18 protein-coding genes are annotated in these 23,216 nt (G+C 65.6%); 13 read left to right on the forward strand and 5 right to left on the reverse strand.

Annotation, left to right across the window (positions count from 1 at the left end; all coding sequences use genetic code 11):
* The first annotated feature begins 83 nt into the window (after positions 1 to 83).
* The 3 genes from CQ050_RS05060 to ccsB all read left to right on the forward strand — a co-directional run bounded on the left by CQ050_RS05060 (position 84) and on the right by ccsB (position 4,339).
* On the forward strand, positions 84 to 785 hold the full coding sequence (locus tag CQ050_RS05060) for a c-type cytochrome (RefSeq protein WP_105555968.1): 702 nt from the start codon (positions 84 to 86) through the stop codon (positions 783 to 785).
* A gap of 119 nt (positions 786 to 904) precedes the next feature.
* Complete coding sequence (locus CQ050_RS05065; RefSeq protein WP_199196732.1) at positions 905 to 2,983, forward strand: cytochrome c biogenesis protein ResB; 2,079 nt, start codon at positions 905 to 907, stop codon at positions 2,981 to 2,983.
* 9 nt (positions 2,984 to 2,992) lie between these two features.
* Positions 2,993 to 4,339, forward strand: coding sequence for a c-type cytochrome biogenesis protein CcsB (ccsB, locus tag CQ050_RS05070; RefSeq protein WP_105555718.1), 1,347 nt, complete (start codon positions 2,993 to 2,995; stop codon positions 4,337 to 4,339).
* A 15-nt stretch (positions 4,340 to 4,354) separates the two neighbouring features.
* Here ccsB and CQ050_RS05075 read toward each other — a convergent pair whose 3' ends face one another.
* The 5 genes from CQ050_RS05075 to CQ050_RS05095 are packed head-to-tail and all read right to left on the reverse strand — an operon-like array spanning position 4,355 to position 11,271.
* Complete coding sequence (locus CQ050_RS05075) at positions 4,355 to 4,738, reverse strand: DUF4150 domain-containing protein (RefSeq protein WP_105555970.1); 384 nt, start codon at positions 4,736 to 4,738, stop codon at positions 4,355 to 4,357.
* A 47-nt stretch (positions 4,739 to 4,785) separates the two neighbouring features.
* Positions 4,786 to 5,844 (reverse strand): pentapeptide repeat-containing protein, encoded by a 1,059-nt coding sequence (locus tag CQ050_RS05080; RefSeq protein WP_105555719.1) that lies wholly within the window; start codon positions 5,842 to 5,844, stop codon positions 4,786 to 4,788.
* On the reverse strand, positions 5,841 to 8,468 hold the full coding sequence (locus CQ050_RS05085; protein WP_105555720.1) for a DUF2169 domain-containing protein: 2,628 nt from the start codon (positions 8,466 to 8,468) through the stop codon (positions 5,841 to 5,843). The genes CQ050_RS05080 and CQ050_RS05085 overlap by 4 nt, the downstream gene beginning before the upstream one ends.
* A gap of 3 nt (positions 8,469 to 8,471) precedes the next feature.
* The gene (locus CQ050_RS05090; protein ID WP_233213792.1) at positions 8,472 to 8,864 is read right to left on the reverse strand and encodes a hypothetical protein; all 393 of its coding nucleotides are present in this window, start codon (positions 8,862 to 8,864) and stop codon (positions 8,472 to 8,474) included.
* A gap of 19 nt (positions 8,865 to 8,883) precedes the next feature.
* Entirely contained in the window at positions 8,884 to 11,271 is a 2,388-nt protein-coding gene (locus CQ050_RS05095) for a type VI secretion system Vgr family protein (RefSeq protein WP_105555722.1), read from the reverse strand.
* Between the two features lie 522 nt (positions 11,272 to 11,793).
* Here CQ050_RS05095 and tssA point away from each other — a divergent pair.
* The 10 genes from tssA to tssH all read left to right on the forward strand — a co-directional run bounded on the left by tssA (position 11,794) and on the right by tssH (position 23,212).
* Positions 11,794 to 12,843: a type VI secretion system protein TssA gene (gene tssA, locus CQ050_RS05100; RefSeq protein ID WP_105555723.1), complete on the forward strand. Its 1,050-nt coding sequence runs from the start codon at positions 11,794 to 11,796 to the stop codon at positions 12,841 to 12,843.
* Between the two features lie 39 nt (positions 12,844 to 12,882).
* A complete protein-coding gene (gene tssB, locus CQ050_RS05105; protein ID WP_105555724.1) occupies positions 12,883 to 13,431 on the forward strand; it encodes a type VI secretion system contractile sheath small subunit in 549 nt (182 codons plus the stop codon).
* Positions 13,432 to 13,462: 31 nt separating this feature from the next.
* On the forward strand, positions 13,463 to 14,965 hold the full coding sequence (tssC, locus tag CQ050_RS05110) for a type VI secretion system contractile sheath large subunit (RefSeq protein ID WP_105555725.1): 1,503 nt from the start codon (positions 13,463 to 13,465) through the stop codon (positions 14,963 to 14,965).
* 68 nt (positions 14,966 to 15,033) lie between these two features.
* Positions 15,034 to 15,501 (forward strand): type VI secretion system tube protein Hcp, encoded by a 468-nt coding sequence (locus CQ050_RS05115; RefSeq protein ID WP_105555971.1) that lies wholly within the window; start codon positions 15,034 to 15,036, stop codon positions 15,499 to 15,501.
* Between the two features lie 12 nt (positions 15,502 to 15,513).
* Positions 15,514 to 16,332 carry a type VI secretion system accessory protein TagJ gene (locus CQ050_RS05120; protein WP_105555726.1) on the forward strand — a complete coding sequence of 273 codons (819 nt, stop codon included), beginning with the start codon at positions 15,514 to 15,516 and terminating at the stop codon, positions 16,330 to 16,332.
* Positions 16,332 to 16,883: a type VI secretion system baseplate subunit TssE gene (tssE, locus tag CQ050_RS05125; protein WP_105555727.1), complete on the forward strand. Its 552-nt coding sequence runs from the start codon at positions 16,332 to 16,334 to the stop codon at positions 16,881 to 16,883. Before CQ050_RS05120 ends, tssE begins: the two co-directional genes overlap by 1 nt.
* Entirely contained in the window at positions 16,883 to 18,787 is a 1,905-nt protein-coding gene (tssF, locus tag CQ050_RS05130; protein WP_105555728.1) for a type VI secretion system baseplate subunit TssF, read from the forward strand. Before tssE ends, tssF begins: the two co-directional genes overlap by 1 nt.
* Before the next feature lie 32 nt (positions 18,788 to 18,819).
* Positions 18,820 to 19,476 (forward strand): DUF3540 domain-containing protein, encoded by a 657-nt coding sequence (locus CQ050_RS05135; protein ID WP_105555729.1) that lies wholly within the window; start codon positions 18,820 to 18,822, stop codon positions 19,474 to 19,476.
* Positions 19,477 to 19,480: 4 nt separating this feature from the next.
* Positions 19,481 to 20,587: a type VI secretion system baseplate subunit TssG gene (tssG, locus tag CQ050_RS05140; protein WP_105555730.1), complete on the forward strand. Its 1,107-nt coding sequence runs from the start codon at positions 19,481 to 19,483 to the stop codon at positions 20,585 to 20,587.
* A 15-nt stretch (positions 20,588 to 20,602) separates the two neighbouring features.
* Positions 20,603 to 23,212, forward strand: a complete 2,610-nt coding sequence (gene tssH / locus CQ050_RS05145) for a type VI secretion system ATPase TssH (RefSeq protein WP_105555731.1) — start codon at positions 20,603 to 20,605, stop codon at positions 23,210 to 23,212.
* The last annotated feature ends 4 nt before the right edge of the window (positions 23,213 to 23,216 follow it).

The raw sequence follows: 23,216 nt of genomic DNA on the forward strand, positions 1-23,216 counted from the left end.
AGGTTCGAGACGGTTCTCCAAGGTGTGCGGGGCAGGCGTGGGCGCCTTTTTGCGCCTTGATCGATGCGATCGTCGAGGTCTTCATGAAGCGTGTGCTGTCCCGGATGTTGGTTGCGAGCGGGCTGTTGCTCGGCGCCTCCGCCTTAACTTCACCCAGTTTCGCCGCTGACGGCGCTGCAGGCCCGGCCAAGCCAGATGCCGCCAAGGGCGGGCAGCTGTTTGACCAGGGCGATGCCTCAAGAGGCATTATCGCCTGTGCGTCCTGTCATGGCGCGGCGGGCAACAGCACCATCCCGGTGAACCCCAACCTGGCCGCGCAACCTCACGAATACCTGGCCAAGCAGTTGGCCGACTTCCAGGTCAAGCAGGGCGCCAAGCTGCCCGTGCGCAATGGCGCTGGCGGCAATCCGACCCCGATGACGGCCATGGCGCAGAATCTGACGCCGGCCGACATGCAGAACATTGCGCTGTATCTGGCGCAGCAGCCGCTGAAAGAGCCGGCCACGGCAGGCCAGGAAAAGCTGGTTGATCTGGGTCAAAAGATCTGGCGCGGCGGATTGCCCGAGCGCAATGTGCCCGCATGCGCGGCATGCCACTCTGCCAATGGCGCGGGCTTGCCCGGCCAATACCCCCGCTTGTCGGGGCAGTTCCCCATGTACATCGAAGAGCAGCTCAAGCTGTTCCGCAGCGGCGACCGCAAGAACGACATCATGTTCGCCATCGCGGACCGGATGTCGGACGCCGATATCAAGGCGGTGTCGGACTACGCGGCTGGCCTGCGGTAGGCGTAAGCCTGCAACGCGCGCGGCTGGTCCGCGTTCATGCAACTTGGGCATGACGGAACCTCTTTCCGCCATGCGCTGTCTATGAGGGGGGTAGCCGATTGCGCGGCCCCCCTTTTTTCATGAATTCAACACGAACCCATACTCGCCCCTCTTTGCGCAGCCTGCCCCGCGATTTCTTCGAACTGCTCGGTTCGATGCGTTTCGCCGTCAGCCTGCTGATGTTCATCTGCGTGGCGAGCCTGGTCGGGACCGTGTTGCAGCAGAACCGCTCGTCGAACAACTACATCGACCAATTCGGCCCGTTCTGGTTCGAAGTGTTCGACAAGTTCTCGATCTGGCATGTTTACAACAGCTGGTGGTTCCTGCTGATCATGGGCTTCCTGGTCGTGTCGACCTCGGTCTGCCTGATCCGCAACGCGCCCAAGATGCTGCGCGACGCGCGCTCGTTCCGCGAGCACGTGCGAGCCAGCAGCCTGCGTGGTTTTCCGCACCGCGTTGAAACCGAAGCCCCCACCGATGTGCCGCAGACGGCAGCCGGCTTGACGTCCATGCTGGAACGCATGGGCTACGCCGTGCGTCAACGGACGGACAACGACGGCGTGATGCTGGCGGCCAAGAAGGGCAGCGCCAATCGGCTGGGCTACGTGTTCGCGCACGCGGCGATGGTCATCATTTGCATTGGCGGCCTGCTGGACAGCGAGCTGCCTGTGCGTTTGCAGGTCATGCTGGGCGGCAAGAAGCCCATCGTCGAGAACATGCTGATCTCGGAAGTGCCGGAAAGCGGCCGTCTATCAGTGGACAACCCGAGCTTTCGCGCCAGCGTCCTGGTGCCCGAGGGGGGCCAGGCCAGCACCGCGGTCGTGATGGTGGGCGACGGCGCCCTGGTGCAGCCCATGCCTTTCACGCTGAAGCTCAAGAAGTTCATCGTCGACTACTACTCCACCGGCATGCCGAGCCGGTTCGTCAGCGAAGTTGAAGTGACCGACCCCGACACCGGCAAGACGTTCGATTCCACCATTGAAGTCAATGAACCCCTGCGCTTCAAGGGCATGACCGTCTATCAATCCAGTTTCGACGACGGCGGCAGCACGGTGGTGTTGAAAGGCTACCCGCTGGTAGGTTCCGACAGCAAGGCATTCGCCGTTGACGGCACGGTGGGCAAGACCGCCGAAGTAACCGCTCACACCGCGAACGGGCCGCGCAGCATGGGCGTCGAAATCACGGCCATGCGCCCGATCAATGTGGAAGACCTGACACGCGGCGATCCCAAGGGCGACAACCGGAGCTTCGCCGAGCATGTGGCGTCGGTGTCCGGCAGCGCGGCGGGCAAGAAGAACGAAAACCTGCGCAACGTGGGGCCCAGTGTCGAGTACAAGCTGATCGACGACGCAGGACAGGCGCACGAATTCCAGAACTACATGCTGCCCATGGAATTGGACGGCGCCAGCGTATTCCTGGCCGGTGTGCGCAACAATGCGTCCGAGCCATTCCGTTACCTGCGCATCCCCGCCGACGACGACAGTTCGATTGCAGAATTCATGCGCTTACGTGCAACGCTGGCCGACCCGGCGGCGCGCCAGGAGGCGGCCCGTCGCTTCGCCGAACGGAACAGCCCGTCGGGCGCGGATCGCCAGCCCTTGCAGACGGCCGCGGAACGCGCGCTGGAGACCTTTTCATCGGGCGGGCTGCAAGCCGTTGCCGCCTTCCTGCAGGCCAACACGCCCGCCGCCGACCTGGAGCGCGCCGCCGACGTGGTCATCCGCCTGATCGGCGCCAGCATGAACGAATTGCGCGCCATCGAACGGGAGCGCGCCGGCTTGCCCCCCGTGGCGTCCGAAGGCCCTGAAGGCGAGCGCGCGGCCGTGTGGTCGCGGCTGGCCGTGGCGGCGCTGTCAGACCTGACCGTGTATCCGGCGCCGGTCTTCCTGTCGCTGGCCGACTTCAACCACGTGCAGGCCAGCGTGTTCCAGGTCAGCCGCACGCCGGGTAAAAATACCGTCTATCTGGGCAGCCTGCTGCTGGTCCTGGGGGTGTTCTCGATGTTCTATATTCGGGATCGCCGCATCTGGATCTGGGTCAAGCCGAATGAAGGCGGAAGCAGCGTCATGGCGGCCATGACGTCCCAGAAGCGTACACTCGACTTCAATCAGGAGTTCGAACGCTTCAAGCAGGCGCTGCTGCGCCCGAAGAGGTCTTAAGGTTTATTTATGTCGACTACGACCACTACCCATCCCTCGTCGCCGGACACGCTCTGGCAAGACAGTCTGTCAGAGACCGGCGATCGTCGCGCCCGGCGCGGCAAGCCGGACTGGACCGACGTCGTCTTCTTTTTGTTGCTGTCGGTGGGCGCGGCTTTCGCGCTGACCCGCCACGGCAACGCGATGGACTATTACGAGAAGATCATCCTGTGCGGCACCGTGCCGGCGCTGACATGGTTGGGCTGGCTTTGGCGGCCGCTGCGCCACCTGATGATCGCCTGTGCCATCGCGGCCGGGCTGGCCCTGGTGCTTTATGGCAATGACCTGGCTCGCGCCGAACAGGTGTTTTTCCTGAAGTACCTGTTCTCGTCCCAGTCCGCCATTCTGTGGATGTGCGCGCTGTTCGCGTTGGCGATGGTTTGCTACTGGATCGGCGTGGTCAGTCCCACCGCCGCCTGGCTGGGCACGGCGCTGACCTGGGGCGCCGTCTTCGCCGGGGTCACGGGATTGCTGGTGCGCTGGCGCGAAGGCCATCTGATGGGGCCGGACCTGGGCCACATCCCGGTCAGCAACCTGTATGAAGTCTTCGTGCTGTTTTCGCTGATCACGGCGCTGTTCTACCTGTACTACGAACGCAAGTACGCGACCCGCGCGCTGGGCGGCTTCGTGCTGCTGGTGGTGACATCGGCCGTGGTCTTTTTGCTGTGGTATTCGTTCACGCGTGACGCGGGGCAGATCCAGCCGCTGGTGCCGGCTTTGAAGAGCTGGTGGATGAAGCTGCACGTGCCGGCCAACTTCATCGGCTACGGCACGTTCTCGCTGGCGGCGATGGTGGGCTTTGCCTATCTGATCAAGCAGCACGGGCAGACCACGTCGTGGGCCAAGCTGGCGCCGCTGTTCGTCCTGGGCGTGCTGCTGTGCGCCGAGCCGATGGTGTTCCGCACCGACGGCCTGTCGGCGACCTGGATGCTGTATTTCGGCATTGGCGCCGTGATCGTGGGGGCCATCCTGCTGGGCCGCCGCCGCATTGCCGCGGCGCTGCCGTCGCTGGAAGTGCTGGACGACATCATGTATCGCGCCATTGCGGTCGGGTTCGCTTTCTTCACGGTCGCGACCATCCTGGGCGCGCTGTGGGCGGCCGACGCCTGGGGCGCGTATTGGCAGTGGGACCCCAAGGAGACCTGGGCGCTTATCGTCTGGCTGAACTACGCGGCCTGGCTGCACATGCGCTTGATCAAGGGCCTGCGCGGCACCATGGCGGCCTACTGGGCGCTGATGGGTTTGCTGATCACGGGCTTTGCCTTCCTGGGCGTGAACATGTTCCTGTCCGGCCTGCATTCCTACGGCGAACTGTAGCCCGGCGCAGCAGGGTCACGCCGCCAGCGCGAACATCGATTTCTGCGGCGTGGCCACCTTGACGCCCGGCGTGTTGATGGTGTTCTGCACCGTCAGGCTGCTTACGCGGACGAGCGGGGCGGCACGCACCAGGACGGTGAACGCCCCGGTCATGTAACGCGCCTGGCCCATGAACGTCTGGGATATCACGCCGCCGCCCACGCCGGCGGTATCGCCCAAGGTGACGGGAATGGGCGTGACCATGTTGTGCATCGGCGCGCAGCTTAACCACACGTTCCAGACCACGGGGATACCCATGGACGATGTCGACACGTCGATATGGGGCACGGGCGGCACCGGGGTCTTGCAGACGTCGGGGAATCCAAGGCCGACACTGGGCAACTGGCAGAGTACTTGCATGTTTTCCACTCCTGGTGCGATGGCGGCGTAGCGGTGCCACGCCGGGGTCAAAGGGGTGCGCGTGCCGCCGACCACAGTTCGGCTTCCAGTAAGGGCGCATCGTTTTCGATAATGCCGTGGCGCTGCGTCCAACGCGCGCCGCGTGTCAGCGCGCGGTGCATGCGCGTGCGCAGGAAGGTGGCGTCGCGCAGGTCCGCCAGGCTCAGGTCCGCCAGAGAAAAATCAGCGTCGGCAAGATGGGCACCGCGAAAGTCGGTGCCGGCGCAACGCGCGCGCTGGAAGATGCACAGCGCCAGGCTGGCGCCCTGGAAGGTCGCGTCATCCAGGGTTGCCTCGGCCCAGATGGCGCCGTCGAAACGGCCGCCCTGCAAGTTGGCGCCGCATAGGTCGGCCAGCGGAAAAAGCGCCTGGGGGGCGCAAGCGCCGGCAAAGCGCGCACCGTGCAGCGACGATCCCTTGAATCCGGCCTGGCGCAGGTCGGCATTGCGGAAGTCCGCCGCGTCCAACTGGCAATCCGTGAAATGACACAACGGGTAGGCTCGTCCGGAAAAATCCTGTTCCGACAGGTCGCATTCGATGAACATCGTGCTGGCGGCGTTGACGCCCGCTAACGTGACGCGGCGCAGGTCCAACTGATGGAACAGGGTGTCGCTGAGTTGGGCGTGGGACAGGTCGGCGCCTGCCATGTCACCGCGCGAGAATACCGAACGCTGCACCTGGACGGACTGCAGCGAGGCGCTTGCAAGCGAGGTGGCGGTAAAGGTCGACTCATGGAAATCGGCGTGGTCGAGCCTGGCGCCGGCCAGGTCGCATTCTGTGAAGCTGGCGCCATGGAACCGGGCGCCGTCGAGCAGGGCGCCCGGCGCCTGGCAGTGGATCAGGCGCGCCATGTCCAGATTGGCGCCGCGGGCATCCCAGCCGGTCATGACGCAGTGGATGAACTGGCCGTCCTGTAATTGGCAGCCTTGCATCGTCGCGCCGCTGAAATCCACATGATCAAAAAAGCCGCCGGCCAGATCCAGGCCCGAGAGATCGGTGCCCGCCAGCTTCAGGTGCTGGATCGGTTCGCCATGGTGCACGCGGTCCATCAAGGCGTCGCGGTTCATGCGGGGTGCTCCGGCTGTCGGGCGGGCCAGCGCTTCGCGCCTTGCGTATAGGCATGGTCCAGCCCGGTGCTGTCGTCCATCAGCGTCTGCGCGACATCGGCGCGGAAGAAATTCGCGCCGCCGAGGTCGGCGCCCAGAAAGACGGCCTTGCCCAGCAGGCTGTTGATCAGGTTGGCGTTGCGCAGCCGGGCGCCGGTGAAATCCGCGCGCACGAAGTACGTGTCGGGGGCGATCAGGCCGCTGAGGTCGGCGTCTTGCAGGCGGCATTCCGAGAAATCGCAGGCGCTCAGCCTGGCGCCGCGCAGGTCGGCGCCGGTCAGCGTTGCGCCGCGCGCGCTGCCATGCTTGAACTGGATGCCGCGCAGGCAGGCGCCCGCCAGCTCGACGCGGCCTGCGAAGGCGCAGCCGTCCAGCGTGGCGTTTTCCATGTTGAAGCCGCCGGAGAAGGCGACATCCATGAAGCTCACGCGCACCAGTGCCGCGCCCGAGAAATCGGTATTCGCCAGGGCGCCTAGCATGAACACGCATTGATCCAGCCGCGCATCGCGAAAGCGGCAGGCTTCGAGCGTGGCGCTCATGGCCGCCCATTGGTCGAACCGCGCCCGGCCGAGGTCGCAACGCAGCAGCCGCGCCTGGTGCAGACGCCCCTGGCGCCATGCGCTATCGACAAAGCAGCAGTCTTCGCAGTGCGCATGGTCCCAGGTGGTGTCGACGATCTGGCTCTCGGTGAAGTCGGTCTGCCGGCAGTGCGTGCGGCCCAGGTTGGCGCGTGTCAGGTTCACGCGGCGCATGCCGGCCCGGGTCAGGTCGGCGCCCGTCAGCACGGCATCGGTGAGGTCACTGCCGTCCAGCCGCGCGTCGACGAGCGTCGCGCCTGCCAGGATCGCGCGTTGAAAGTTGACGCCCGAAAGATCCATGCCCGACAGGTCCGCGCCGGTGAGGTTCATGTCGCGGCAGTCGCGGTTGTCTTTCAGGCGCGCGTCCAGTTTGCGGCGGGTGCGCTGCGCACGTAGCGGCGGCATCGGCGGGGGCGGGGCGAAATGGTGCGCGGATTGCTGATAGGCCTGATGAACCTGCGGACCGAGCGTTTCGGCAAGCGGCGGTGTTCCGTCGTCTTCGGCCGTTGCGCGCCGGGCCTGTGCATGCGGGCTGGCGTCGAATTCGGCCAGATGCCGCTTGATCTTGCGGGGATCGAAACCGGCGGGCAGCTTGCCGTCGTCTTCCTGTCGGCGCAGCGCGTCCATGTCCACGCCGGCCACTTCGGCCATGACGGGCAGGTTGGGGTCGGCCAGCGCGCGTGCCGCGGTTCCGCTGGACAGGCGCTTGGCCTCTTCCAGCTCTTGCTGCATGCGCAGAATCGTCTGCGGCAGGTCGGCAAGGTTGGGCGCGGTGGGGGGCGGCTCAAGCGGCACCATGTAGCGGTCCGGATCCAGGCCCTGCGCCAGCAGCGACTCGCGTTCGCGCGCGTGGCGCCGCGCGGCGCCGGCATGCAGATTCCGGTGGGAGGGACGCGTGGCCGACGCCTGCGCATCGTGTTCCAGGGTTCCGCCACAGAGGTCCTCCGGCACGAGTTGCGAATCCAGCAGGGCGTAAACGGCGCCCAGCTCGGGGTCCAGGCGTTGCCGCACCACGCTTTGGTAATAGGCCGCCTCTTTCGGCTGCCCGGCGTGTTCCAGCGCGGGCATGATGTGGCGAATGTCGGCCGCGTCATCTTCGCGCACGGGCAGGACGCCGTGCCAGATCAGCACCACTTTCGTATGGTCGGGAAAAAACCAGGCGGTGGACAGGCGCAGGTCGACGTCTTCGAGCGCGCTGCCGTCGGCCTGGCGGCTGACGAAGCAGCGCGCGCGCCAATCGGGCAGCCGTCCGCGCAGCACCGGTTGTTCAGGATGCATGTTCCACAGCTCGTAGTCCGTGCCGCCGGCAAGCGCCGTGTTCGCAGGCCCCCATTGATCGGGCTGGGCCGCGTTGAAGAAGCGCCAGTCCATGTCGGGCGCGAACCCGGGGAAGTCATGCTCCAGCCATTCCTGGCCGTACTCACGGCCCATGTGCGCCGCCCGTTGCGGCCACTCCAGGGGCAGCGCGGTAAAGCCCGCGGGGGCTACCCGTTGCCCGGGGGCGCTGATCCGCTGTAGCGGGTGCTCGACGTTCGGCAGACGCCGCACGCGCGCACCGTTGATCTCTTCGTCTTGCGCACCGATGCCCAACGGGTTTTCGGCGACGTCAGGCCCGCCATAGGCGCGGCTCCAGTCCAGCCGCATGCGCTCGAATGGCTGCGGCGCGGTGGCCTTGCCATCGACCCAGTAGCGGTCGCCGAAGACCAGCAGCGACTTGTCTATCGCACCGACTTTCAGGCGCACGCCACAGGCGCCCGAGTGCTTGGAATCATGCGGATAGGCGTGGCCCGACACCAGCACCTCCGGATACTGTTTCGGCGTGGCCAGGTCCAGCGCGCCGATGCCCTCGGCGGTCGTCAGCTTCCAGAGGTCCTGGTCGGTCAGCAAGGTAGCCGGCGCTTGCGCGATGTCGACCAGCGCGAACACCGACACGCCCAGCAGATCGCGGCGCTGCCAGCGGTAGGGCCGGGTGAGTATGCCCAGGCGGAAAGGCTTGATGGTCTTCATGGATTATCCGGTGGGCTGATCCAGGGCGATTTCGTGCGTGATGGCGTCCACGCGCACCCGCACGGTCTTGCCCACGCCGAAGTCGGCCAGATGCAATGGCGACAACGGTACGGCGAGCGTGCGGGTCAGCGCCGGGGTGGCGGCGGTGGCGGCCACGTCGAGGTCCAGCTCGATGACGAAATACAGGGTGTCGCCGATGCGGCTGCGCGTGTCGCGCGCGGCGGTGACGCGGGCCGTGCTGGCCACGCCGCCGATGCGCACGGCTTGCAGCCGTTGCGTATCCTTGCGTGCGGCCACGCGGCGCCTGTGGCCGCGCCACAGCATGACGCCCGCCTGCACGGCGGACAGGAGCAAGCCCAGCCCTACCCACTTCGCCCAATCCGGCCAGGCAGTCATGAACTCCGACATGGCGGCTTCAGATGATGGTCCAGAGGCCGACCATCGACGCGCCAAGCCCGATTTTCTTTGCCTCCACGGCATCGAAGGAATAGCCGGCACCCGTGGTGCGGTAAGAGAGCATTTGCCCGATGTTGCTGATCATGGCGTAGTTGGTGAATGAGGTGTTCAGCATGACCGTCGTGCGGAACAACGCCACGCGGTGCAGGCCGAACTCCGCCTTGGCCACCGCCAGGCCGATGGAAAATGGGGTGGCCTGCAGCCAGCTCTCTTTGGATAGATCCTTGACGTTGGCCGCGTCCATCACGACGTCCGCCGGCGTCTTCAGCGTGATGTTGCCGTCGGCCTTGATCATCACCGTGGCGCCTTCCGATTCCATGTGCATCTTGCCCTTGGACTTGAGGTCCATCGTGGCGGTTTCCGATTGCACGAGCATCGCGGTCTTGGCCTTCACGTCCATATTGGCATCGGTGGATAGCACTTCGACCTTGCCCTTGGCCTTTTCGGTCAGCGTGCCCGTTTTGACGTGATGCAGCGAATCGCCTTCATCGACATACACCTGCTGGCCGGTCTTCAGCGTTTCCTTGAACAGCCCCGTGACTTCACGTTCCTCGCCTTTCGCGGCAACGGTCGTCTTCAAGCCGTTGTCGAACTTCTCTTCCATCAGGCCGTCCTTGACGTTGACGGTGCGCGAAGCCTTGACGGTGTATTCCTCGTGCCCTTTGACGAAAACATCGCGGCGCTTGCCGACTTCAAGGTTGTCGGTGCCGGTGATCTTGATGTCGCGAAAACCGCCGATCTTGGTGGTGTCGTTCTCGCCGATGGTGGTGCTGCGGTTCAGGTCCGTCGAGTGGATCTCGTTGGCCTCGACCTCGGTGCAGAGTTCACGCTCGGCGTGCAGCCAGATGCGTTCGCTGCCGCTCTTGTCGTCGAACATCAGCGCGTTCGCGGTGGCGGGCGTGCCGCTCTTGGAGCGGCTGAGAAAGCCGCTTTGCGTCGCGTTGTCGGGCAGGTCCCAGGGCGGCAGGTTGTTGGCATTGAAGACGCGACCGATCACGATGGGACGGTCGGGCTGGCCGCCGATGAAGTCCACGATCACTTCGTCGCGCACGCGTGGCAGCTGGATGCCGCCGAAGCCGCCGCCCGCCCAGGGACTGGATACGCGGACCCAGCACGAGCTGTTTTCGTCCTTCTTGCCGTAGCGGTCCCAGTGGAACTGCACTTTGACGCGGCCCATCTTGTCCGTCCAGATTTCTTCGCCTTGCTTGCCGACGACTGTCGCGGTCTGAGGGCCGTGCGTGCGCGGGATCGGCGTGATGCGTGGCGCGCGGAACTGCGTGCTGGAGGGCACCACGACGAACTCCAGGTCGAAGTCGCCAGGGTCGATCTGGCCGCTGGCGTAGCCCGATTCACGGATCCGGTAGTAAGTGCTGACGACGAGATACTCGCGGTTTTCGGCTTGCCGCGGATGGTTGCGTAGCGTGAACAGATGGCCGGGAGAAAGCCCGCGAGCGTTCGAGGCGCCCGCGCTTTGCTCCTGCCTGCATTGCAGGTCTTGCAAGCGGACGCGTGTGTAGTGTTCCGCGTCGTCGGGGTTGGTGTAGCCGCCCTGCCATTCGTACATTTCCAGGTCGCCGTGGTCGTAGGCGCCGGGATTGTTGCGCCGCGCCTCCAGGCTGGCGGCGGGCGTCAGGGGGTGATAGTCGGTAGTGGCGAACGCGCCGGGCGTGATCTGTTCAGCGACTTCCCACTTGTGGATGTAGTCTTCGCGCGGGACGGTGACGCGGTCCGGCCCGTAATAGGGGATCTGCTCGTAGTCTGGAACGGGCTCGTGCTGCGTGATGTCGTCCGTAAGGACCAGCGTGTGTTTGCCGTTGTCGTGCTTGAACCAGAAATAGATGCCTTCGTGCTCCATCAACCGGCAGATGAAGGCGTAGTCGGTCTCTTGGTATTGCACGCAGTATTCCCAGCTGCGGTAGCTTTCCGTCAGCTTGAACTCCACCGGATAGGAGTAGTCCTTGAGGACTTCGCGGATGACGTCGGGAACGCTCTTGTTCTGGAAGATCTTGTTGTCCGAGGTCTGCGTCAGGTACCAGAGCCACGGGCGCACCGTGGCGCGGTAAATGGTGTAGCGCGACGTATTGTTTTCCCGGCCGATCAGCATGCAGCGTGTGATGTGTCCGCTGAGATAGCGTGGCGTGGACGAGGCGGTTTCGATTTCAAGCGTCAGCGGCTTGCCCAGCAGCGACTTCATGTCCAGCGAATAGGATTCCGAGACCAGCTCGACCTCCAGTTCGAATAGCTGCGAAAGGCTCTCGGCGCCATGCACGCTACGGAATTTCAGCTGCTCCGGCGGCAAGGGCGTATGCGCCTTGACGACACGTTCGCTTGGCACGTTGCGGTCCATCTCATCGTCTCCTTATGAGAATTCACCTGATGCTGCGCTTGCTGTTCTGGATGCTTGCGGAGGCGCAAAGCGCGCGCGCCGCTATGACTGCAACGGGATGGCCGGCCCGGCAATGGGGCCGCTCGCAAAGGGCTGGCGTGGCCGTGAGGGCCGCGCCGGAGCCGGGGGACGTCTGTCTCTGATTCTGCCTGCGCGCCGGTCTGCCGCCAGCGTGAGCGCCGATTGTAGGCACCGCCTGAAGCGGCCGAGAAGCGCTATCACATGCTTTTGTGTTTTTTACGGTTCGGTAACAACGCTTGCGTCTGCGCCCCGTCCGCGTAAGGAGTATGTCAAAACATCAGCGTAGCTGGGTCACAAGTGTTCAATTGTTTAGGGGGTTGTTAGCTGCTTGTAAGAAAAATCTGAAGTTGTTAGTTGTTCGTTGCATGCCGAAAGACGTGCCTAGAATTCACCCTTCCGTGAAGCAGCGCGGAGCGTAGTGGTTGTATCCAGGCAGCATCCCCAGGCATTTAAGCAATGACTATGGACTTCGCCGATATCCTCAATACACTCGATTCACGTCTGCCCTGCGGGGACGACCTCGAATACGACGCTGACTTCCTGCAGCTGCAGCAAGCCGCGGCCGGCCGGGACGAACAACAGTTCGGCTCGACCATCATCGCTGCGCAGCCGCCCGACTGGCGCGAGGTCGAGCGCCTGGCCCGCGCGCTGCTTGAACGCACGCGGGACCTTCGCGTGATCGGCCTGCTGACCTGCGCCTGGACCGAGATACGTGGCCTGCCGGGCTACGCGGATGGGTTGGCGTTGGCCGTCGACACGCTGGAACGCTATTGGGAGCCCGTGCACCCGCGGCTGGACAGCGTGGGCGAAGACGATCCGATGCCGCGCATGAACGCCTTGGCGGCGTTCGGCGACATGCTGGGTTGCGCGCGCAGCGTGCGATCGGCGAGCTTGGTCAATGGCGTGCACGGCCAACTATCTTTGCGCGATACCGAGGCGCTGCTTGATGGCAGCCGCCAGGATGCCGACTGCTATCCCGGCGGGCGTCCCCGGGTGGTCGCGCGCCTGCGCGAAGCATGGACGCAACGCGAGGCCGATGTGCTGGCGCTGGCGTCCGCCGCGGACGCGCTGCGCCGCGTGCAGAAACTGGTGACCGACAAGCTCGGTGTCGCCTGGACCCCCGACTACACCGCCATCCTGCGCACCTTGGACGTCGTGCTGGATGCCGCGCGCGACACACCGAATGCGGCACCCGAAACGTCTGACGCCCCGCCCGAAAATGCCGCGGCACCCGCAGCGGAGACGCCGGCCAGCCAGGCCGCGCCGGCCGCTGGCATGCGCTGGCAGGATGCCCGGATCCAGTCGCGCGACGAGGCCATGGCCATGCTGGGCAAGGTCTGCGCGTACTTCGAGGCCAACGAGCCCGGGCACCCGGCGCCGTATCTCATCCGCCGCGCGCAGCAGCTCATCCCCTTGAGCTTTCACGACATCATCAGGAACCTGGCTCCCCAAGGACTCGAGCAATTCGAGGCATGGCTGCCGCGGGACGCGGGGAGCCGGCCGGAATCGTAGGCGGGCCAGCCCCGGACACCAACAAGAGGAGACAACACCATGGCGACCAGCCTGAAAGGAAGCGGTCAGAAGTTCATAGCCAGAAACCGCGCGCCGCGCGTGCAGATCGAGTACGACGTGGAGATCTACGGCGCGGAGCGCAAGATCCAGCTGCCGTTCGTGATGGGCGTGCTGGCGGATCTGGCCGGCAAGTCCGAAACGCCGCAGCCGGACGTGGGCGAACGCAAGTTCATGGACATCGATATCGACAATTTCGATGAACGCATGCGTTCGATTCAGCCCCGCGCGGCGTTTCAGGTGGCCAACACGCTGACGGGTGAAGGCAATCTGAATGTGGACATCACGTTCGAGAGCATCGACGACTTCTCGCCAGCCACGGTCGCCAAAAAGGTCGGCGCATTGAATGAACTGCTGACCGCGCGGACCCAGCTGGCCAATCTGCTGACCTACATGGACGGCAAGACGGGCGCCGAGGAATTGATTGGCAACGTGCTGAAGAACCCGGCGTTGATGAATGCGCTGGCGGCCGCGCCGAAGCCCGACGCCGCGCCCGCGTCCGATCCCGCCAGCGCGGACCCGGCCGCGTAGTTTCCGTTCGAACCGCTTTTCGGAGAATGCCATGACCGCAGTGGCCAAACGCGCGGACGCGCGTGCTGTCGAGACCCTGGAGGCGGACGACCTGTCCGCGCTTCTGAAGAAAGAGTTCAAGCCCAAGACCGAGCAGGCACGGGAGGCGGTGGAGCACGCCGTGCGCACGTTGGCCCATCAGGCGCTGGAAAATAGCGGGGTAGGCCTGTCGTCGGACGCCTATCGCACCATCCAGGCGATCATCGCCGAGATTGACCGCAAGCTGTCCGAACAGATCAACGGCGTGATGCATCATCCCGACTTCCAGCAGCTGGAAGGCGCTTGGCGCGGCTTGCATTACCTCGTCACCAATACCGAAACGGACGAGCTGTTGAAGATCCGCGTGATGAGCCTGTCGAAATCGGAACTGGGGCGCACCCTTAAGCGCCACAAGGGCGTGGGCTGGGACCAGAGCCCCATCTTCAAGCGCGTGTACGAGGAAGAGTATGGCCAGTTCGGCGGCGAGCCGATCGGCTGCCTGGTGGGCGACTATCACTTCGATCACAGTCCGCCGGACGTGGAGCTGCTGGGCGAAATCGCCAAGATCTCGTCCGCCGCGCATTGCCCGTTTATCGCGGGCGCGTCGCCCAATGTGATGCAGATGGATTCTTGGCAGGAGCTGGCCAATCCGCGCGACCTGACCAAGATCTTCACCAACACCGAGTATGCCGCGTGGCGCAGTCTGCGCGAGTCCGAGGATTCGCGCTACATCGGGTTGGCGATGCCGCGTTTCCTGGCCCGCCTGCCCTACGGCGCGCGCACCAACCCGGTCGACGAGTTCGACTTTGAGGAAGATACCGACGGCGCGAACCACGACCGCTACACCTGGGCGAATTCCGCCTATGCAATGGCCGCCAACGTTAACCGTTCGTTCAAGCTGTACGGATGGTGCACGTCCATCCGCGGCGTGGAATCGGGCGGCGCGGTGGAGAACCTGCCGTGCCACAGCTTTCCCAGCGATGACGGCGGCGTCGACATGAAGTGCCCGACCGAGATCGCCATCAGCGATCGGCGCGAAGCCGAACTGGCCAAGAATGGTTTCATGCCCCTGGTGCACCGCAAGAACTCCGACTTCGCGGCCTTCATCGGCGCGCAGTCCCTGCAGAAGCCGCATGAATACTACGAGGCCGATGCGTCCGCCAATGCCAAGCTGGCCGCGCGCCTGCCGTACCTGTTCGCATGCTGCCGTTTCGCGCATTACCTGAAGTGCATCGTGCGCGACAAGATCGGCTCGTTCCGTGAACGTGACGACATGGAGCGGTGGCTGAACGACTGGATCATGAATTACGTGGACGGCGACCCGGTGAACTCGTCCCAGGAAACCAAGGCGCGCAAGCCGTTGGCGGCGGCCGAGGTACAGGTGCAGGAGATCGAAGACAACCCGGGCTATTACTCCGCCAAGTTTTTCCTGCGGCCGCACTATCAGCTTGAGGGGCTGACGGTGTCGCTGCGGTTGGTGTCCAAGCTGCCTTCGCTTAAGCAGAACGAAGGCTGAGTGTCAGACAAGACGGGCGCAGCCGCGCTCGATAACTCCAGGAGACAGATGTGGCTGTGGATATGTTCATGAAAATCGATGGGGCCAACGGCGAATCCAAAGACGCCAACCATAAGGACTGGACCGACATCGTGTCCTTCTCGTGGGGCGCGACGCAGCCAGGCAATCTGGCCAGCGGCGGCGGCCTGGGCGCGGGCAAAGCCAGCTTCAATGACCTGCACGTGGTGGCGCGTATCGACAAGGCGGCGCCTGCGGTGATGAAGCATTGCGCCAGCGGCAAGCACCTGAGCAAGATCGAGTTGTCCATGTGCAAGGCGGGTGGAGAGCAGGTCGAATATTCGAAGATCACGCTGGAAGACGTGCTGGTGTCGTCGGTGCAGATATCGGGTGATCGCAGCGCCGAAGGCGTGGTGGTGAACTTCGCGTTCCAGGCGGCCAAGGTCAAGCAGCAATACTGGGAACAGACCGAAAAGGGCGGCAAGGGCGCCGAAAGCCTGGTGGCCTGGGATATCAAGCAGAACAAGGAAGTCGGCTAGGGCGGACCCTCCATGTCTATAGCTGCCGTTCCTTTCGGCGCGATCAGCCTGTCTGGCCAGTTGGACGATGTGCAGGCGCAAATCCGCCGCCGGCCGGCCGACGCGGATCTGCGCGCGCAACTGTTCCAATTGCTGGCGGTGCAGGGCGATTGGGCGCGCGCCGCTGAACAACTGGGCCTATGTGGCGAGTTAAGCGCGCAGGCGCGCCCCACGGTGGCGCTGTACGCCAGCGCCATCGCGGCCGAACGCGAGCGTGAAGCCGTGCTTGCCGGCGAGGGCGAGCCCGTCTTGTTGAGCGACTCCGGCGACTGGATGCAGGCGCTGGTGTCGGCGCTGCGCCTGGACGGCCGGGGAGCCGCCGACGAGGCTGCGGCGCTGCGCGGCCAGGCCTTGAAGGATGCCGCGGCGGGTGCGGGGACCGTGCAAGGCGTCATGCACGATGCGCCGCTGCCGTTTCAGTGGATCTGCGACGGCGACAGCCGCCTGGGGCCGGTCTTCGAGTTCCTGGGAGGGGGGCGGTACGCCTGGCTGCCCTTCACGGCGCTTAGGCGCGTACGCCTGCTGGCGCCGGAAGGCGTGTGCGACATGGTGTGGGCCCGCGCCGAGATCGAGCTGGCGGACGGCCAGGTGCTGCAGGGGCTGGTGCCGGCGCGCTACCCGCCCGTGCCGGGCGCGCGCATGGTCGACCTGCCCGACACGGTCAAGCTTGCGCGGGTGACCGAGTGGCGTGGGCTGCGCGGCGATACCTATGCCGGCGTGGGCCAGAAAATGTGGATGACGGACGCGGGTGAATTTGCGCTGCTAGACATTCGCAGCCTGGAGCTTGCCTGATGGGCCACGCGGATGACGCCGCCGGATGGGCGCCGCTGCCGCGCAGTCAGCGCGCGGCGCGGGACCGCCTGCAGCCGTCGCTGCTGGATCGTTTGATGGACAACGATCCGGCCCGCCGCACGGAGCCGCGCGACAACGCCATGCTGACGCATGAGCAGCTGCGCGCGGCCGTGCTGCGGGACCTGCGTTGGTTGCTCAATACGGTGAACCTGCAGACGTCCCAGGACTTGTCGGCGCATCGTCCCGTTGCGGCATCGACGGTGAATTTCGGCGTGCGCGCCATGGCGGGAAAGCGCATGTCGGAGATCGACTGGATCGACGTGGAAGAGTCGATCCGCAATGCGATTTCGGCGTTTGAGCCGCGCATTCTGGCGGCCTCAGTCGAGGTCCGCTGCGTGACCGACACCGGCACGCTTGAGCACCACAACGTGTTGAGCCTTGAGATACGAGGCATGTTGTGGTGCGTGCCGCATCCCCTTGAGTTCTTGTTCCGCACGGACATCGACCTGGAAAGCGGGCATATGGATCTGCGCGACTTGGGTGGTGTCTGATGGACGCCCGACTGCTGGACTACTACAACCGCGAGCTGGTGTACCTGCGGGAGCTGGGCGCGGAATTCGCGCAGGCCTATCCCAAGGTGGCCGGGCGGCTGGGCATGAACGCGACAGAGGTCGCGGACCCGTATGTCGAGCGCCTGCTCGAAGGCTTCAGTTTCTTGACCGCGCGTATCCAGATGAAGATGGACGCGGAGTTTCCGCGTTTCTCGCAACGTTTGCTGGAGGTGGTGTATCCCAACTACCTGGCGCCCACGCCGTCGATGGCGATCGTGCAGTTTTCCCCAAGCATGAACGAGGGCACGCTGGCGGGCGGCTTCGAATTGCCGCGTGGCACGTTATTGCGCGGACGCGTGCCGCGTGGCGAACAGACGCCCTGCGAGTTCACGACCGGGCATGCCGTGCGCCTGTGGCCCTTGCAGGTGATTCAGGCTGAATTTACGGCTGCGCCGCAGGATCTGCCGCTGGCGCGGCTGGGCCTGGCGGGCCGGGCCGGGCGCGTGTTGAGCGCCCTGCGCATCCGGATCGAGGTCGGAGGCGGGCAACGCCTGGAAGATCTGGACCTTGATCAACTGGTGTTTCATCTGAACGGGCAGGACCTGCAGATGCAACGCTTGCTGGAAGTGCTGATGGGGCACACGGTGGCGGTGCTGGGCCATGACACGTCGCGGCCGGTGGCGTGGGTCAACAAGCTGCCGGCCAGCGCGGTGCGCCACGAAGGTTTTGCCGATGACCAGGCCCTGTTGCCCGGGGATGCGCGTGTGTTCCAGGGCTATCGCTTGCTGCAGGAGTATTTTGCTTTCGCGCAGCGTTACCTGTTCTTCAGCGTGAATGGCTTGAAAGCGGGCTTGCGCAGTGCGGCACAACTCCAGGGCGCGCCGCGCGAGACGCGCGCCTTCGACCTGACTTTTTTGTTCTCCATCGCCGCGCCGGAACTGGAGGGGGCGATTTCGGCCGCCAATCTGGCGCTGCATTGCGTGCCGGTGATCAACCTGTTTCCCAAACGCGCGGACCGCGTGGCGGTGACGCCGCGCACGTCGGAATATCACGTGGTGGTTGATCGCAGCCGTCCGCTGGACTACGAGGTCTTCGGCGTGACGCGCGTTACGGGCCATGCGTCGGCGCAGCAACAGGAACAGGAGTTCCGGCCGTTCTATGGATCGCTAGGCAGCGATCCCGACGATTATGGCGCGTACTTTTCCGTGCGCCGCGAGCCCCGGCTGATCTCCGACACGGCGCAACGCAATGGCACTCGCACCGGCTACACGGGCAGCGAAGTGTTCCTGTCGCTGGTGGATCGGCAGGAAGCGCCATTCTCCGGTCAATTGCGCCACCTGTCGCTTGAGACGCTGTGCACCAACCGGGACATGCCGATGCTGTTGCCCTTGGGTACCGACACCGACATGACGCTGCGGGTATCGGCGCCGGTGCGCGCGGTGAAGGTACTGCATGGGCCGACACGCCCTTGCGCGGCATTGGCCGAGAATGCCGCTACCTGGCATCTGATCAGCCACCTGGGCCTGAATTATCTGAGCCTGACGGATCTGGATACGGAGCAGGGCGCCCAGACGCTGCGCGAGATGCTGCACGTTTACGGCAACCTGGCCGACCCCGCCGTGCGCAAGCACATTTCCGGGTTGCGGCATGTGAGCGCCAAGCCTGTCTATCACCGGCTGCCGGTGCCGGGTCCCATCGTGCATGGACGCGGCGTGCGTATTTCGCTGCAAGTCGACGAGGGGGCCTTTTCCGGCATCAGCCCGTATTTGTTCGGCGCCGTGCTTGAGCAGTTTTTCGCGCGCCATGTCTCGATCAACATGATGTCGGAGCTGGTCCTGTCGACCCTGCAGCGCGGCGAAGTCGCCCGCTTCAAGCCCCGCATGGGTCGCCGGCCCGCGGTCTAGGCCCGCCGATCCGCCACGAACAGGAGCGCAAGATGAAATCCGCCGCAAGCTTGAACCGCATCGCCTATGACCCCGTCCATCTGCTGGGCGAGGTGTTGCGCTGCGAACCCGATGGCAGCTACGTCGTCGCGTGTGACGGCCGCGCGTGGAACACGCAGCGCGCCGCCAGTTGCCTGCTGGCGCCGCAACCGGGCGACGAAGTGCTGATCAGCGGCCCGGACCCGTCGCGGGTGTACCTCATTGCGGTCACCGTGCAGGCGGCGCCGGCGCACACCACGCTTGAGGCGCCGGGCGATCTGGTGCTGCGGTCGAACGGCGGAAACGTGCGCGTGGAAAGCGCGGGCGACGTGACGTTGCAAGGCCAGGGCGCGGTGCGTATCCGCACGCCCGAATACGCGGTCGAGGCCGACGAAGCACGCCATGCGTGCAAGCGCGTGCGCCTGGTGGCCGAACAGTTGCACGCCACCGTGGGCGAGACCCGGCTCGTCGGCCGGAACTACGAAGCGGTGCTGGACCGCATGACGCTCATGGCGCGCTTGTCGATGCGCAGCGTGAGCGAGGTGGAGCAGGTGCGCGCGGGCTCGATCGATTACCAGGCCGAGCAGAGCGCGCGGCTGCATGCGTCGTACACGTTGGTGACGGGTTCCGACCTGGTCAAGGTGGACGCCAAGCAGATCCACATGGGGTGACGCGGTGGACGTCGCGCAACCCGTCGCCGATCCGATTCCCCCAGGCGCCACCGACGTGAACGAGGTGGTGGCACAGTGGTGGCGCGCCGTGGAGCGCGAGCCCTACGCGCACGATCTCTTTCACGCCCTGCGCTGGATCGACGCGCATGCTGGCGCGCGCAAGCCGCTGGGACGCGAGACCGTGGCGCGCTACGAGCCTGTGCGCATGCGGCAGGAACCGTCGATGGCCTTCGCGCCGTCCACCGTGGCGTACGCCCAGGCCGGCCGCAACGGCCGGCCGGCGGAGATGGCCATATACGGGTTCGGGTTGTTCGGGCCCAACGGCCCCTTGCCCTTGCACCTGACCGAGCACGCGCATGAACGCATGGCGCACTACGGGGATCGCACCCTGTCCGCGTTCGCCGACGTGTTCCATCACCGGCTCATCTTGCTGTTCTACCGGGCCTGGGCGGATGCGCAAAGCACCGTCAGCCTGGACCGCAAGGAAGAGCGCTTCACGCGGTACGTGGCCAGCCTGCTGCATCTGGGCGAGCCATCAATGCGGCGGCGCGATGCCGTGCTGGACCATGCCAAGTACTTCATGGCGGGGCATCTGGTGCGCCAGACGCGCAACCCCGAAGGCCTTAAGCACATCCTGCAGTGGTTTTTCGGGCTGCCCGTGCGCATTTGCGAATTCGTCCCGCAGTGGATCCGCCTGGAGCCCGAGCAGCGGCTGGGCCTGGGCGGCATGGCGGGGCTGGGGCGCGACACGGTGCTGGGCGTCGCCGTGCGCGACGCGCAGCACAAGTTCCGGATCGAACTCGGGCCGCTGTCGCTGGAGGACTACACGAGCTTCCTGCCGGGCGGTCTGCGCGCCCGGCAATTGACGCATTGGGTCAGGCACTACGTTGGCGTGGAGCTGGCCTGGGACGTGCGGCCCGTGCTGCGCGCCGAAGATGCGAGGGGCCTGGCCCTGGGCGCCGCGCAGCCGCTGGGGCTGTCTGCGTGGCTGGGCAAGCGACGGCCGGCGCAGGGGGACGCGGGCGATCTGTTGCTGGACTATGAACGCCGGGGGCAAACGCCGGCACGTGGCCGCTCGCCGGCTCAACCTTCCAGGAATGCGCGCGCTTGAACGCGCCATGACGCTATGTCGGATATCGGCCGCATCGAACTCTTCGGAAAGCTCAATCCCGCGCTCTACCAGGCGCTGGAAGGCGCCACGGCGTTCTGCAAGCTGCGAGGCAATCCTTATGTGGAGCTGGTGCACTGGATGCATCAGATCCTGCAGTGCCAGGACAGCGATCTGCATCGCATCGCGCGCGGGTTCGACCTGGACCTGGCGCAATTGCAAGCCGATCTGACGGCCGAGCTGGACCGGCTGCCCGCCGGCGCGGGATCGGTATCCGACCTGTCCGAGCACATCGACCACGCGGTTGAACGGGCGTGGGTGCTGGGATCCTTGCGCTATGGCGCGGCCCGCATCCGTAGCGGCCATCTGCTGGCCGGGCTGGTCACCACCTATGCGCTGCGCCACGTGCTGCTGGGCATGTCGCCGCAGTTCTCGCGCATCGAGGCCGACAAGCTGCTGGCGCAGATGGGCGAGATGACGCAGGGTTCGCCGGAGTCGGCCACCGATGCGGCGGTTGGCGATGCGCAAGCCGCGGCGGCGCAGGGGGGAAATCTTGCGGCGCTGGAACGGTTTGCGGTGGACCTGACCGCCAAGGCACGCGCTGGCGCGATCGACCCCGTGTCCGGACGCGACGAAGAGATTCGCCAGATCGTCGATGTGCTGATGCGGCGCCGGCAAAACAATCCGCTGCTGGCCGGAGAGGCCGGCGTGGGCAAGACCGCCGTGGTGGAAGGGCTGGCCTTGCGCTTGGCGGCGGGCGATGTGCCGCCGCCCTTGCGCGACGTGTCGCTGTATCTGCTGGACATCGGCCTGCTTCAAGCCGGCGCCGGCGTGAAGGGCGAGTTCGAACAGCGGTTGCGTGGCGTGATCGATGAGGTCCAGGCCAGCGAACGGCCCATCGTGCTGTTCATCGACGAGATTCATACGCTGGTGGGCGCGGGCGGCGCGGCGGGCACCGGCGACGCCGCCAACCTGCTTAAACCGGCGCTGGCGCGCGGCCAGTTGCGCACGATCGGCGCGACCACCTGGTCGGAATACAAAAAGCACATCGAGAAAGACCCGGCGCTAAGCCGCCGCTTTCAGGTCGTGCAGGTGCACGAGCCGGACGAAGCGCGCGCATTCGGCATGCTGCGCGGGCTGGCCGAGACCTTGCAGACGCATCATGGCGTGCTGTTGCTGGACGAGGCAATCACGGCCGCGGTGAGCCTGTCGCACCGCTATATTCCCGCCAGGCAGCTGCCCGACAAGGCGGTCGCGTTGCTGGATACGGCTTGCGCCCGGGTGGCCATCAGCCAGCACGCCGTGCCGCCGGCGCTGGAGGATGCGCGGCGGCGCATCCAGGCGCTGGAAACTGCGCAGCGCATCGCCCGGCGCGAGCTTCATCTTGGCGCCGGCGACGCCCAGCGGCTTGAACGCCTGGTGGCGGAATACGCGGACGCGACGCAAGCGGAACAGGCGTTGGCGGCACGCTGGGAGACCGAGCGCGCATTGGCGGCGAAGGTGTTTGCATTGCGCCAGGCGCTGGACCAGGCGCCGGCGGCCGAACAGGCGGCCGCGCGGCAGGCGCTGGCGCGGGAAACGTTGGCGCTGAGCCAGCGCGAGGCGCCGATGATCCACGTCTCGGTCGATGCGGCGGCGGTGGCCGCCGTGGTGGCCGACTGGACCGGCATCCCCGTGGGCCGCATGGTGCGCGACGAGGCGCAAGCCGTGCTTGCGCTGGCGGATACGCTGGAGAAGCGCGTGATCGGTCAGCGGGACGGACTTGAGGCGGTGGCGCGCCGCATCCAGACATCGCGGGCGCGGCTGACCGACCCGGATAAGCCGGTGGGCGTGTTCCTTCTGTGCGGCCCCAGCGGCGTCGGCAAGACCGAGACCGCGCTGGCCTTGGCTGAAGCCTTGTACGGCGGCGAGCAGAACCTGATCACCATCAACATGAGCGAGTTCCAGGAGCCGCACACGGTTTCGACATTAAAGGGCGCGCCGCCCGGCTACGTGGGTTATGGCGAAGGCGGCGTGCTGACCGAGGCCGTGCGCAGGCGGCCCTATAGCGTGGTGCTGCTGGACGAAGTGGAGAAGGCGCACGCCGACGTGCACGAGATTTTCTTCCAGGTGTTCGACAAGGGCTGGATGGAGGACGGCGAAGGGCGTTACATCGATTTCCGCCATGCCGTGATCATCCTGACCTCGAATGTCGGCATGGACCGCATCGCCGCCCTCTGCCGCGACCCCGCGCTGATGCCTGACGCCGAAGGGCTGGCGGCCGCGTTGCGTGAACCGTTGCTGCAAGCCTTCCCGGCGGCGCTGCTGGGTCGGCTGGTCGCGGTGCCTTACCTGCCACTGTCGGACGCCATGCTGGCGCGCATCGTCGAGTTGCAATTCGAGCGGGTGCGCCGACGGCTGCAGGCGCATCACGGCGTCGAGTTGGACGTGGCGGCCGATGCGACGGCGTTGGTGGTGGCGCGTTGCACCGAAGTCGAGTCGGGGGCGCGCATGGTGGACGCCATTCTTACCAATACGGTGTTGCCGCAGATCAGCCGCGAATTGCTGGGCGCGTCGATGCAGGACCGCAGGCTGCGCCGGGTGCGCTTGTCGGCGGACGCCGGGGAGTTCCGTTATGACTACGCGTGAACCG

The sequence above is a fragment of the Achromobacter sp. MYb9 genome (genome assembly GCF_002975275.1).
Taxonomy (GTDB): domain Bacteria; phylum Pseudomonadota; class Gammaproteobacteria; order Burkholderiales; family Burkholderiaceae_B; genus Achromobacter.

Bases quoted from the DNA above. Each gene is read 5' to 3' on its own strand.
- CQ050_RS05060 (WP_105555968.1), top strand. From the start codon at position 84: ATGAAGCGTGTGCTGTCCCGGATGTTGGTTGCGAGCGGGCTGTTGCTC.
- CQ050_RS05065 (WP_199196732.1), top strand. From the start codon at position 905: ATGAATTCAACACGAACCCATACTCGCCCCTCTTTGCGCAGCCTGCCC.
- ccsB (WP_105555718.1), top strand. From the start codon at position 2,993: ATGTCGACTACGACCACTACCCATCCCTCGTCGCCGGACACGCTCTGG.
- CQ050_RS05075 (WP_105555970.1), bottom strand. From the start codon at position 4,738: ATGCAAGTACTCTGCCAGTTGCCCAGTGTCGGCCTTGGATTCCCCGAC.
- CQ050_RS05080 (WP_105555719.1), bottom strand. From the start codon at position 5,844: ATGAACCGCGACGCCTTGATGGACCGCGTGCACCATGGCGAACCGATC.
- CQ050_RS05085 (WP_105555720.1), bottom strand. From the start codon at position 8,468: ATGAAGACCATCAAGCCTTTCCGCCTGGGCATACTCACCCGGCCCTAC.
- CQ050_RS05090 (WP_233213792.1), bottom strand. From the start codon at position 8,864: ATGACTGCCTGGCCGGATTGGGCGAAGTGGGTAGGGCTGGGCTTGCTC.
- CQ050_RS05095 (WP_105555722.1), bottom strand. From the start codon at position 11,271: ATGGACCGCAACGTGCCAAGCGAACGTGTCGTCAAGGCGCATACGCCC.
- tssA (WP_105555723.1), top strand. From the start codon at position 11,794: ATGGACTTCGCCGATATCCTCAATACACTCGATTCACGTCTGCCCTGC.
- tssB (WP_105555724.1), top strand. From the start codon at position 12,883: ATGGCGACCAGCCTGAAAGGAAGCGGTCAGAAGTTCATAGCCAGAAAC.
- tssC (WP_105555725.1), top strand. From the start codon at position 13,463: ATGACCGCAGTGGCCAAACGCGCGGACGCGCGTGCTGTCGAGACCCTG.
- CQ050_RS05115 (WP_105555971.1), top strand. From the start codon at position 15,034: ATGAAAATCGATGGGGCCAACGGCGAATCCAAAGACGCCAACCATAAG.
- CQ050_RS05120 (WP_105555726.1), top strand. From the start codon at position 15,514: ATGTCTATAGCTGCCGTTCCTTTCGGCGCGATCAGCCTGTCTGGCCAG.
- tssE (WP_105555727.1), top strand. From the start codon at position 16,332: ATGGGCCACGCGGATGACGCCGCCGGATGGGCGCCGCTGCCGCGCAGT.
- tssF (WP_105555728.1), top strand. From the start codon at position 16,883: ATGGACGCCCGACTGCTGGACTACTACAACCGCGAGCTGGTGTACCTG.
- CQ050_RS05135 (WP_105555729.1), top strand. From the start codon at position 18,820: ATGAAATCCGCCGCAAGCTTGAACCGCATCGCCTATGACCCCGTCCAT.
- tssH (WP_105555731.1), top strand. From the start codon at position 20,603: ATGTCGGATATCGGCCGCATCGAACTCTTCGGAAAGCTCAATCCCGCG.